11 protein-coding genes are annotated in these 12,441 nt (G+C 46.8%); 3 read left to right on the plus strand and 8 right to left on the minus strand.

Features of this window, described 5'->3' with window-relative positions; translation table 11 throughout:
* Positions 1–81 precede the first annotated feature (81 nt).
* Complete coding sequence (locus tag NQ518_RS05355; protein ID WP_227206712.1) at positions 82–1,707, plus strand: tetratricopeptide repeat protein; 1,626 nt, start codon at positions 82–84, stop codon at positions 1,705–1,707.
* Positions 1,708–1,938: 231 nt separating this feature from the next.
* Here NQ518_RS05355 and NQ518_RS05360 read toward each other — a convergent pair whose 3' ends face one another.
* The 7 genes from NQ518_RS05360 to NQ518_RS05390 all read right to left on the minus strand — a co-directional run bounded on the left by NQ518_RS05360 (position 1,939) and on the right by NQ518_RS05390 (position 7,784).
* Positions 1,939–2,772: a zinc ribbon domain-containing protein gene (locus tag NQ518_RS05360; RefSeq protein ID WP_227206710.1), complete on the minus strand. Its 834-nt coding sequence runs from the start codon at positions 2,770–2,772 to the stop codon at positions 1,939–1,941.
* 34 nt (positions 2,773–2,806) lie between these two features.
* Positions 2,807–3,595 carry a Nif3-like dinuclear metal center hexameric protein gene (locus tag NQ518_RS05365; RefSeq protein WP_227960566.1) on the minus strand — a complete coding sequence of 263 codons (789 nt, stop codon included), beginning with the start codon at positions 3,593–3,595 and terminating at the stop codon, positions 2,807–2,809.
* A 250-nt stretch (positions 3,596–3,845) separates the two neighbouring features.
* Entirely contained in the window at positions 3,846–4,511 is a 666-nt protein-coding gene (locus NQ518_RS05370) for a hypothetical protein (protein ID WP_155813542.1), read from the minus strand.
* Positions 4,474–5,106, minus strand: a complete 633-nt coding sequence (locus NQ518_RS05375) for a hypothetical protein (protein ID WP_004347655.1) — start codon at positions 5,104–5,106, stop codon at positions 4,474–4,476. Before NQ518_RS05375 ends, NQ518_RS05370 begins: the two co-directional genes overlap by 38 nt.
* A 33-nt stretch (positions 5,107–5,139) precedes the next feature.
* Positions 5,140–5,673: an outer membrane beta-barrel protein gene (locus NQ518_RS05380; protein WP_227960564.1), complete on the minus strand. Its 534-nt coding sequence runs from the start codon at positions 5,671–5,673 to the stop codon at positions 5,140–5,142.
* A gap of 696 nt (positions 5,674–6,369) precedes the next feature.
* Positions 6,370–7,155 carry an ABC transporter permease gene (locus NQ518_RS05385; RefSeq protein WP_227960562.1) on the minus strand — a complete coding sequence of 262 codons (786 nt, stop codon included), beginning with the start codon at positions 7,153–7,155 and terminating at the stop codon, positions 6,370–6,372.
* 5 nt (positions 7,156–7,160) lie between these two features.
* The gene (locus NQ518_RS05390; protein WP_227960560.1) at positions 7,161–7,784 is read right to left on the minus strand and encodes an ATP-binding cassette domain-containing protein; all 624 of its coding nucleotides are present in this window, start codon (positions 7,782–7,784) and stop codon (positions 7,161–7,163) included.
* 182 nt (positions 7,785–7,966) lie between these two features.
* On the opposite strand from NQ518_RS05390, the gene NQ518_RS05395 reads away from it, so the two are divergent.
* The gene (locus tag NQ518_RS05395) at positions 7,967–9,016 is read left to right on the plus strand and encodes an agmatine deiminase family protein (protein WP_227960558.1); all 1,050 of its coding nucleotides are present in this window, start codon (positions 7,967–7,969) and stop codon (positions 9,014–9,016) included.
* Between the two features lie 96 nt (positions 9,017–9,112).
* Positions 9,113–10,000: a carbon-nitrogen hydrolase gene (locus tag NQ518_RS05400; RefSeq protein WP_227960556.1), complete on the plus strand. Its 888-nt coding sequence runs from the start codon at positions 9,113–9,115 to the stop codon at positions 9,998–10,000.
* Positions 10,001–10,243: 243 nt separating this feature from the next.
* Here NQ518_RS05400 and NQ518_RS05405 read toward each other — a convergent pair whose 3' ends face one another.
* Positions 10,244–12,385: a peptidylprolyl isomerase gene (locus NQ518_RS05405; protein WP_227960554.1), complete on the minus strand. Its 2,142-nt coding sequence runs from the start codon at positions 12,383–12,385 to the stop codon at positions 10,244–10,246.
* Between the last annotated feature and the right edge of the window lie 56 nt (positions 12,386–12,441).

Here is a 12,441-nt window from a genome sequence, read left to right on the forward strand (position 1 = left end):
TTTTTGCACACAATTTCATTATTTTAGCTTATCTTTGCGACATAAATGAAGTCTATAATCCTAAAACATATCATATCTCGCATGCGTAAAGAGCTTCACAAACTCTATTTAACCGCCCGTTCTCTCAACCTCATATTTATCTTGACCATGCTCGTTACAGCCATCGCCTTGACGACCGCATGCAACCATTTCTCCGACCATCAAGCCAGTCTTGACAGGGTGGATACCTTGCTCGCCCAAGGCAACGTTGACGCAGCCTACACCTTTTTATGTGAAATGTCAAACGAGCACCTTGACAGCCACGGCGACATGGCGCGTTACACACTGCTCAAGACAGAGACTTTCTTCCGCAAGCAACTCCCCGTGGACAACGACTCCATCGATTATGCCATCTTCTACTACGAGCAGAACGGTGATCAAGAGCAACTCGCAAGAGCATGCTACTACAAAGGCGTGATACATTTTTTCTACCGTGGCAATACCCGACGAGCTATCCTTTTGCTCAAACGTGCAGAAAACTTGGTCAAACAATCCAAAAACCTCACACTGAAGCACAAGGTCTATTCATCCATCTCCTACATCAACCTAATTAACAAAAACTACGCCACCGCCATCAAATACGCTCGCAAAGCGGGCGACATGGCACGCAAGCTCAACAACAAAGAGTGGATAGGCTATAGCCTCACCTACATTGCCAACGCATACAGTGGATTGCAAAAACCCGACAGCAACTTGGAATACCTACGCCAAAGCCTCAACTACTACCCATACCTGAGCCGCGAAAACCAGTCGGTGCTACTCTCAAACATCAGCGAAGCCTATCATCTTAACAACGATTCAGCCAAGGCCGAAGAGTACATACAGCGAGCCTTGAGAGAACGGCCAAGCAGCTACACCTACGCAGTACTGGCCGATTTTTACATACAACGAGGTGAACTGAAACGCGCTCACGACTGCTTGCTAAAGGCCGCAGACACCACAGACGTATACACCTACGAAAAAGTGCTGCACAGCCTCTTCACATTGAGACAAACTATGCGCGACTATCAAGGAGCCACGCGCATAGCCGACACGCTGCTCGCTTTTCAAAAGCGACAAGAACTCATACGCAGCCAAAACAACATTTACGACATACAGAACAAATATGAGCGAGAAGAACACGAGAAACAAATCGATACTTATCGCACATACTCCACCGGTCTACTCATCATATTGGTGCTATCAGTAGCAACAATGGTGCTCTACCACAAGTACAAACAAGCACGCGACCGGCGAGACCTGCTGCAAAAACATCTGCTGCTCAACGAGTATAGCGACCAGCTGCACGAGCTGAAAGCCACTCAGAACATCACCAACAAAGAACTAATCGAGCTGAAAAAGAAAGTAAGTACGCTCAAAGATACCGAGGTACAAAGGCTCAGCAACGGAAAGATTCTATACGAGAGCGTGCTTTGCAACCGAAACACCATACATTGGAGCAACCAAGATTTTCTTGACTTCTTAGAGTACATCAAACTCATCGACATGCCCTACGTTGAACAACTGAACCAAACATACTGTAGGCTCTCGCCCAAACAGTACCTATATCTCACTGCTACCGAGCGCATGGGCAAGACAGAGCAAGAAGTGGGAGACATTTTGGCCATTGGCCCCAGCAGCGTGCGCTCCATCAAAAGCCGTATCAAGAGCAAGCGCATGACTGAATGACGGCAAGGGGAATCACCATGTGCATGTCAAAAACTCCCATAAAAGTAATCCACACACAGACTTATCGCATGTCCCATTATCATAAAGCAACATATCTCCATTCATGACACACGCCAACCGTAACTAAAATTTAGCCAAAGAAAGACAGCAATCTTACTTTGGCTAATTTCATTTATTCACCGAATGTTCAAGGGGCATCACCCCTTTTCATCATGCCGGTTTGAAGCAGGTTTATTTATCTTCTTCGTCCTTCTTCGCGGTTTTGCGAACGGAACGCTTGCGCTTTGGTTTCTCCTCCGTTGCGTTTTTCTCTACTTTCACACCGGCCAATTCGGGATCAATCATGATACGACCACAATACTCACACACGATGACCTTCTTGTGCATCTTGATGTCCAGCTGTCGCTGAGGCGGAATCTTGTTGAAGCAACCACCGCAAGCATCACGCTGCACATAGACAATGCCCAGTCCGTTTCGTGAGTTTTTGCGAATGCGTTTGAAACTTGAGAGCAGACGCGGTTCTATTGCGCCCTCGAGTTCACTGGCCTTGTTTTTCAGTTTTTCCTCCTCGTCACGAGTTTCCTGCATGATTTCATCAAGCTCTTCCTTCTTCTCCTTCAAGGCTGCCGTACGATCCTTAATCAGCTCATCGGCCTCTGCCAAATCGGCATTTTTCTCTTCCACCTTGATTAAGGCTTCCTTGATTTTCTTGTTGCAAAGCTCTATCTCAAGGCTTTGGAACTCAATTTCCTTGGTCAGCGTGTCATACTCACGGTTGTTCTTCACCTCGTCAAGCTGTTTCTTGTAACGCTCCACGCTCGATTCGGCACTTGTAATGTCTGCTTTCTTCTGGGTGATCGCCTTCTTGAACTCATCGATTTCGGTCTTAATCTTCTCCATACGAGTGGTCAGACCAGCTATCTCGTCCTCCAGGTCCTGCACCTCAAGTGGCAGTTCCCCGCGCAAGGCTCGTTTCTCATCAATGCCCGACAGGGTGGTTTGCAACTGATAAAGCGCCTTCAACTTCTCTTCTACTGATAAATCTGTAGGATCTTTCTTTGCCATGTTCTATTCTATTTTTAATTGATTCAACCCATTATTAAAGGTAGATGATCGGATTCGTGTTGATGTTGGTCAGGTGACATTCAGCTCCGGGACACTGCTCCTCGATAACCTGTTTCAAAAGCTCGATAGTGTACTGTTCACTCTGATAATGACCTATCACGGCCAACTGAATACGCTGCTCCATGTCGAAGAACTCGTGATAGCCCATTTCGCCCGTCACGAAGGCATCGGCACCAGCCTGCAATGCGTCATTCAAGAGAAACGAACCCGAACCTCCACACATTGCAACGGTTTTGATGGGGCGCCGCAACAGCTGATTGGCCTGCACGCACTCCACGTCAAATTCGCGTTTGAGCATCATGATGAAGTCATCGGCAGCCATTGGTTCTGCAAAGGAACCGACAACACCCTCACCACCTTCCACACCATCAACCAGCTGCGTCTTGCCGATGAACGACAGGTTCTGCAACCCCATCTTCTCGGCAATCTTGTAGTTAACGCCACCTTTAGCACTGTCCAGGTTGGTGTGCATCGCCACGATAGCCACGTTGTGACGGATGGCCTTCATGACCGTTCGCTGCACATAGTTTTGATTGGAGATGCACGACAACCTGCGGAATATCAGCGGATGGTGCGCCACTATGAGATTACACCCCAGCGCAACAGCCTCGTCAACAATCTGTTCCGTCACATCCAGACACAATAAAGCCCCTGATAGTTCCGCCTCTGTCAATCCAACTTGCAACCCAGCGTTGTCATAATCTGCTTGCAAGGGCAAAGGCGCGAATCGTTCAAGGGCATTCACCACTTCTATTATCTTCACGCTACCTATATTATTTAGCTGTTGCAAAGATAATGTTTTCACGACAAATACGCAAGATCGCAACGCAGTTTAACGTTATTTTCCGTTTCACATGCTCTTCACAACCCTACTTTTTCTAAAACAAAACCCTATACTCATGCACCCCATCGCAATAGCATGAACTGAAAGAAGAAGATACAGGCATGGCAAAAGACGAACACAAACAAGCACGAAACAGATGATTATGAACCTGTTGCGACCCATACCATCGCTACAAATCGAAGTTGATGCCATACTTCAGGTTGATGGAGGGCATGACATGACCGTCAATATAATGTATCACGACATCAGCACCCCATATTCCAGAAGACGGCAGGTAATAGTCTATACCCAACACGCTGGCCGCAGAGAAGCCTTTAAACTCGTGTCCTTCTATCTCGGTCACTATTTTCTGTTTCGGATTACCCGTCGTTTCAATGGCTCCCCAGCCTCCCAACAACTGCGCATAAGCATGTAGGTGATCGTTCACAGGATGCAGATAGCCCGCACCCACACCCATGAAGGAAGCATCCTGGTTGTGCTTTAGGCTTATCGCCTCGTTGGCATAAACGCCCGGGTATGTTCCCCTACTGAAGCCACCATGTATCAGGGCAGCCGCAAACCAGTTGTCTGTTACCATACACCTACCTGCGAGATTATAGTCCCACCCTATCTTTTTGGTCATGCCGGAGAAATATTGCAGGCCACCAGAAAGCTCTATCCGGATGATTTGCGCCTTAACCTTCAATGGACATGCGCTCATCATCATGACCAGCCAGCAAACGCACCACAGGCGAAAGCTGGCTGATAATTTCTTGCAGGCGCATACTAAGCGCTTGTGACACAACATACCCCGATATTTATGGATGATAAATTTCAGCAATGGTTTCAAAATCATCCGGGCGGATGTCCTGATTGTTTATCTTCTTCGCCAAGGCTGCATCGTCATTAAGATATTCCAACAGCAGTTTGCGCTTCTGTCGCTTGCTGATGTCAGAGACCGAAATCGTCTTTGGCATTTTGCCGCCTTTCTTTAGTGCCAGATGCTCAATGCTACCGTTCTGCACGCTGGTAATTTTAAGGTATCCACTCGAGGGAATGGAGTAATCAAAACTGCATGTATAGAATTCGACATACGGTCCTGTTGCAGTCACTGCCATCCACAATGGCTTACGCATCTTTTTCCTCAGAAATTCTGATGGGAGATACTTCAACGTGTGCTTACGCTCAGGATGCGTCTTCTTCCACACGGTAAGCGAGGCGATGTCTTTAGCTTCCACAACGGTCTTCTGCCCATCGTTGACCACAATCGAGAGACGCTTGGTGTTGACATTGGGCATCTCTACACGTCCCACATACTCCTTACCATCTTTCATGATAATCTTTCCTTCTTCCTTGTCGGTAGCGTCTTTAACCAGTCCGTAAATTTGACACCCACCAAGGGTCATCGCCACGCATACGGTGGCAATGACGGCAAACAGTGATTTTCTCATATCTGTATATTTAGTTAATAGTCAATTTGTTGTCTACCAAACGTAAGCCACTCCTACTTGGAACAACGTCCGATCGTAGTTTTTAACGTACCGGTATTTTACCTCGGCAAAGCCTTTGAACGATGGAGTGAAATAATACTCACATCCCGCCCCGAGGTCAAAATTGAGATTGCCTTCCGAATCGTCCGTATAGTCATCAGGAAGGATGTCGACACCGGCTGGCTTCTCTATCACATTGTTCAGCTTCATGATGGAATACCCCAAACCTAAAACAGGATAAATGCCCAGCTTAGGAGTCAACGGAAACACATAGTTGAAGTCGGTGCCAAACTCAATAAAGCTGGCGTTGTTTTGCTTGAAAAAATAGTTGGCAAACATGCTAAAACGGAACTCATCACCAAAAAACTTTTGCAAGGTCAATCCGGCACCGCCATGGTTGTAATCTCCACTTGTTCCATAGAGGCCCGAGGCACCGAGCGCATAGGTTCCAAAGTCGGTCTTAATTTTGGCGTTTGTTGACATGCAACAAGCAACAATGCAAATAAATGCAACAAATAATCTCTTCATACGGTGTTTATTTAGTAAAGAATTTAACATTTCAAGGCCATTGCTTCACGCTTCAATATCCGACACAAGTTGATTGAAGATGACCATGCAAAAATAAAGAATAATATTGATATTTTGTTTTTTTTTACATACTTTAACTAGAAAAAGTTATTAGTTGACGAGTTGACAAGGTAACGAGTAAACAAGTTGATTAGTCCTTCAGCTCATCTCTCCCCTCCTTCGGAGGGGTCGGGGGAAGCTTTCCCCTCCTGTTAAATTAAATGACAAAAAAACTGCATTTGGATTTTCATGAAATAGAAAAAACAAGCAAGAAAAACAAGCAAAACAACCGTGTTCAACACGCTCAACAAGTGCATGCCACCGTTATAGCATTGAGTTAACGCTGTAATATGTATCACTTTGGCAGCCTACAGTCATACTTTTGAAGGACAAAAGCATTGCATTTGCACGGAAAAAGGGCTGCTTTTCGACCGAAAAATCAATAAAAAGAGGATAGAAGAAATAGATTTTTCGCGTAACTCATTGACACTATTGATGGTATAAAATCATCAAATGCTTGCGGTATTTACGAGCAATCAAGGACGTCATGAATTTGGCGAGAATTATGAGAAGGCTGTTGTAAAGAAAACGGAAAGACATTCCCGACCTATTCATGCAAAGAAGTAGGAAAAACATGGCCCTGTGTGTGGCTGGTCATCAGTTGGTGTCTTGCCGCTCAGTCCCCTTTAATTGGGCATAATCATCCAACAAATATCGGCGCGAAACCGTCACGGTGACGATGATGGAGAGCACCGCTGCCGTAAACATGGCAACCAACAGTACCACCTGGCACGCCACGGCTGTGAGCACACTGGCGCCTACTAACAGCATGCCCCACATCACCAAAGGCGACACGCCCATAACAACCCACCCCATGCCTGACAGACTGGGCAGGGCCGACTGCTGTATTGCACGCCGCAACAGGTAGCCGAGCGCATGGCTATGGGTGGCGCCATTGGCCAGCAAATAGTGGTAAAGCTGCCCATGGTGGCGCAATCCCATATAGTAAACATGCAGGGCTTTGCTGTTTGCGTGGATGAGATGCCCGGTGAGCAGGGCCACGACTGGTATCATATAACGGGGTTCAAACACGTTTGCCCCTCCCATGACCAACAACAGCACATACAGACCAACCACCAGCACGCCTGCAAACGTACCGGCCAACACGGGCAGAAAAAATTGCCGCAGGGGCAACTTGGCCCGCACAATGGACAACGTGGCTCCCCAAACGATGATGAGCAGAGAGAACAACAGCGTAAAGAACGGTTTGTCAAGTGTGACAACTTCGTACAGCAACACACCCAGCACCAAAAGGCTGCCCGCCATTTTAAGGAACGAACGAAGCGTCTTCGTGAGCAGTGGGATGTTGAACACATAGAAAACATAGCAGGGAACAAGCAACAGCAAGAGCCCTAAAATACATTGCATGAAAGTGATGTCCATTTTGTCTACGGTGTCAAATTGATAACCACATCAGCCATTTCGGCAACTTGCTCGTCGGTGGTTGTCCACAAGACAAGATGCCCGGCGGCTTTCATCGACTGCATGTACGACAGCACCAAAGGTACACTTTCGGGTGTCTGCCAAGCCGTTGGCTGATTGAGAAGAATAATATTTGGATTGAGAACGCCTGCAAACGAGAGCATGATGCGCTGTTGCACGTCGGCCGAAAGCGAACACAACTGCCGCTCATAACACGACTTATCGATGCCCAACAATTGCCATTGCCTTAAAAGGGCCGTCTTTTGCTCGTGTCGTGCAGGTGCTTCCGTGTCCACCAGCAAATGGAAAAGCGAGGACACGGAAATGTCGCCAAAGTCAAATTTGCTGGGAACGTATGCCATCATCTGCCGAAAGAAAGGAGCCGACAGTGAGGTGACGCGCTCGCCATCTACCGACACATACCCACTTTCGAGTGGCTGCAAACCTAAAAAGGCGTGCAGCAAAGTCTCCAAAGCCTCTGTATCTTGTGCGTGCACGCACGTCAGCTGCCCATCCATAGCCATGAACGACAGGTCTTTGCATACAACGTGGCTACCCATTTTGATGGTGGCATCCTTGATTTCTATCATACATTGGCAAATGTACACAAAAAATATAAGAATCAACCGACTGTACCGTGATAAAAAATGGCTCAGCACCGGTCTAATGCCTCATTCCATCTTCCTCGTTGCATATATTTTAATTGTATGGGTTGTAAATCGCTTTTTTAGTGTATATTTGTAACGATAAAGTATCGACAAAGAATAAACTGATGACAAAATACAAGATACTCTACTACCTGCCTGCCGAATGGGAGCCGCAAAAAGCCGTGCAATTGACATGGCCACATGCCCATACCGACTGGCAACCCTATTTGCAAGACATTGTTGACACCGAGGTGCAACTGGCAAGGGTGATTGCAAGATATCAGGAGGTGATCATCGTCACACAAGATGTGGCAGAGACAAAACGTCATTTCACGGCACAGGAATGCCAACGAATCAGGTTCGTAGAATGTCCTCTCAACGATACATGGGCTCGCGACCATGGCTTCATCACCTTGCTGCCGAAGGACGGCAAAGCTGCTCCCCAGCTCTTGGATTTCCAATTTAACGGTTGGGGGAACAAGTTTGAAGCCTCCAAGGACAACCTGATTAACAGGCAACTTGTAGCTCAAAACGCCGTAAAAGGCGAATATGTAGATTATAACGACTTTGTCTTAGAGGGAGGTTCCATCGAGAGCGACGGCAAGGGAACCATCCTGACCACCAGTCTCTGCTTGCTCGCTCCAAACAGAAACCAACCGCTGACAAAGCAAGAAATAGAACGAAAGTTGCTCGAAAGATTGCACGCCAACCGCATTTTATGGATAGACTACGGAAAGCTAGTGGGTGATGACACAGATGGACACATAGACACAACCGTGCGCTTTGCCCCAAATGACACCTTATTATATATAGGTACCGGTGACGAGGAGGACGTACAATACGACGACTTCAAAAAAATGGAACGACAGTTGAAAACGTTTCGCACCATAGAAGGCAAGTCCTATCGATTGCTCAAGCTCCCTATACCCCAGCCTATTTACTACGAAGGCGAGCGTCTGCCAGCCACTTACGCCAACTTCGTTGTCATTAATGGGGCGGTGATAGTTCCAACTTATCAACAAGACGAACTGGACAGGCAAGCACTCGACATCATTGGGACGGCCTTTCCCCACCGCGACATCATTCCCCTGGATGCTACAACGGTCATCAAGCAACATGGTTCACTGCACTGTCTTACCATGCAACAAATGCAAACTTTGAACTTTGAACATTGAACTTTGAACTTTATGATTGGCAAAGCTGTCAACTTGTGAACATGTAAACTCGTCAACTAAAAAACTAAAAAACTCATAAACTCATAAACTCAAAAAATGAACGAAATAAGAATAGGAATACTACAATTGCGGAACACAAAATGTGTAGACGATAACAAAAAGAAAATAGCCGAGAACATCACCGACTTGGCGCAGCGTGGCGCACAGCTCATTGTGTTGCAAGAACTGCACAACTCGCTCTACTTTTGTCAGGTGGAGGATGTAAACAACTTCGATTTGGCAGAACCAATCCCGGGTCCTTCTACAGAGTTCTTCGGCAAGTTGGCTAAAAAATTAGAGGTGGTCATCATCACTTCGCTATTTGAAAAGCGGGCTCCCGGCCTGTATCACAACACAGCAGTGGTGATAGAGAAAGACGGAACTATCGCTGGGAAATACCGCAAGATGCACATACCTGACGACCCTGCTTACTATGAAAAGTTCTATTTCACGCCTGGCGACTTGGGTTTCCACCCCATCGACACGTCCATCGGTCGCTTAGGTGTACTGGTCTGTTGGGATCAATGGTATCCAGAGGCAGCCCGACTCATGGCATTGCAAGGCGCACAACTCCTCATCTACCCCACAGCCATTGGTTACGAAAGTAGCGATGACAAGGATGAGCAACAGCGACAACGCAACGCATGGATGACCGTTCAGCGTGGGCATGCGGTAGCTAACGGCATTCCCGTCATCACAGTAAACCGAGTTGGACACGAAGACGACCCTTCTGGACAAACCAATGGCATTAACTTTTGGGGTAGTTCGTTTGTGGCTGGTCCACAAGGAGAGCTGTATTATCAGGCGTGCGATGACGATGAAGAGAGCGTGGTAATAGACATCGACCTCGACCATAGCGAACAAGTACGCCGCTGGTGGCCATTCTTGCGTGACCGACGGATTGAGAACTATCAAGACATTGTGAAAAGATACATCGACAAATAGGCAACCGGAATGAAGCACATAGCCATGCAATAGATCCCATTCTGATTGAACATCGAATTCTTGGACGCAAAGGTAGCAAGCTGAAACGGTTTCTACACGTGCCTGTCTATTTGGCTGTTAACCTACAAAAAACTCCGCGTACTCAAACAAGTACGCGGAGTTTTTTATATTTCGATGCAACGTTAGTTGGTCAATACCATTGATTGAGCCACCCTAACGATGAGCAATTTGATATCTATCTCATTAGAAGAACAAGTAGCGATCATCAACTACGCCGGCCTTTATCACCAATTCGTTCATGAAGTTGCCTGCAAACTGCAATGCCTTCTGCCTAGCTTTATCTTCTTCTGCCTTTGCTTCAAACTTACCAGGACGGGTAGTCCGGTTGGTTACTTGGAAGACATAGACACCTGCATTGCCCTTAACAGGCTTGGCAGAGAACTGTCCTTTTGCCGTAGCAGCAACCGCACCACTCAATGCAGGCTCACTGGCACCTGTACTCATCACAAACACCGGCGCCGAGAAGGTTACCTGATTGACAGGAGCAACGGTAGCTCCCTTCGCCTTAGCAGCAGACACTGACTTCACGTCCTTGGCCTTAGCCATAAGTTGTTCGGCCTTCTTGTCACGCATTACCTCGGCCTTCAACATCTCCTTCACTTGTGGATCATCGTAAGGACGATAGCCCTTTGGATGAATCTTGTCAAGCACCACGAGCAACAACTGGTCGTTGTTACCGCACTCGTACATTGGAGATATTTCACCTTCTTTCGCCTCGAACAACCATTTCAGAGCGTCACGAGTGTCGTTGATGCCCACCAATGTATGTGTAGAAGTGGTGATATCCTTTGCTTCCTGCACCGTGTAACCACAGCCTTTTGCATTCTTAGCAATTTTATCCGGTGTCTGGTTGGCACTGACAAATGAGCTGAACTTGTTATAGGCGGTTGAATAAGTCTCCTTAGAGAAATCGATGGTCTTCTTAATGACGGCAGCCGTATATTTGTTAATCATCGCCCTGCGGTCAACAACCTGTATGATGATATTGCCTTGGCCCAGCTTCATGTTTCTCGTTTCGCTGACGCCAAGATTATTGAGTGTATTGATATACGTCTTTGTATCAGCGTCCATAGACGGAGCTTGCTGATATTGTGCGGTCGTCAACCAGGTCTTTTCGCCCGTTTGTCCATATTTTATGGCCAGCAACTCGAAGTCGGCACCACCGTTCAATGCAGTGTAAATGGAGTCAGCACGCTTCTGAGCTTCGTCAGCTGTCGCACCCATTACCTGAATTTGGCGATACTGCACCGAGTCGGGCAACAATTGTTTAGAAACCAATTTGATAACATTCAGCGTGTTATCCATCTGACTTTCGAACGGCCCAAAGGTCTGTCCAACTGCCATGGAGTCAAGTCTGTCGGCGATGTCGGACGCATAAGCAGTCTTGGCGACAGGCAAACCCAGATAGTTCACCAATGACGTACTCTTGCGAACAGCGTTTGCAGGGTCGGCTGCTGCAGCCAAGTCGGCTGTATATTTCGTGAATGACTTCTGCAAAGCCGCACGGTCGTTTGCCGAAGGTGCTACCTGTACCGTCACATACTTGATGTCACGACTCTCTACATACTGCTTGAAACGGCCCTTCACTTCTTCGTACTTCGCCTTCAAGTCAGCGTCAGAGATTTTCACCTTGCTATCTTCAATACTTGAATAAGGGAACGTAGCCAGCTCAATCTGGCTCTCCTCGTTGGTCTCTTTGTATGCCATTTTGGCCTCAACGGGATTAGAGAGGATGCAACTGGCAAGAAGACTTTGATATTTTTGTGCCAGCAATTGTTGGCGAAGTGTCTTCTCTATGAACGTCCAATACTTGTACAATGCTTGATACTGCTCAGCAAGTTGTGGGTTAGCGGTTTGCTGTGTCTTATAATCAGCGAGGAACTTCTTCAGCGAATTCGCATCAAAACGACCCGTTTGTTGATTCACAAACGGTGTTTGCATCAACATGGGGTTAGTTCCTTCATTCAAGATATTCTGCAATTCGGCATCTGTTACGGTCAGTCCCAGCTTGTTGGCTTCATTCTCTACCACCTTGGTCTGAATGTAAGTTTGCCAAACCATGTCTTTCACTTGGTTCAACTGCATCTCATTGAGGTTATTCACACCTTGTTGCATCTTGATGACTTCCGAATACTCATCAATGAGTTTTTGAAAGTCTTGCACGCTGACTTTCTCACCTAACACTTCGCCTATCTGCTGGCGTCGGTCGTTTCGTGATGCTTCGCATGAACGAAATCCCTCTTCAGCAATAAACGCAAAAAGACCCAAACCGATAATACTAATCAAGATCAGGCCTCTTTTTCTAATTTTTCCTAATGCTGCCATTGTTAATTATACTGTTTTATTTTTTTGTTTTTTATATTCGTTTAAAAGCATTGTTC

The sequence above is a fragment of the Hoylesella buccalis ATCC 35310 genome (assembly GCF_025151385.1).
In the GTDB taxonomy this organism is placed as follows: domain Bacteria; phylum Bacteroidota; class Bacteroidia; order Bacteroidales; family Bacteroidaceae; genus Prevotella; species Prevotella buccalis.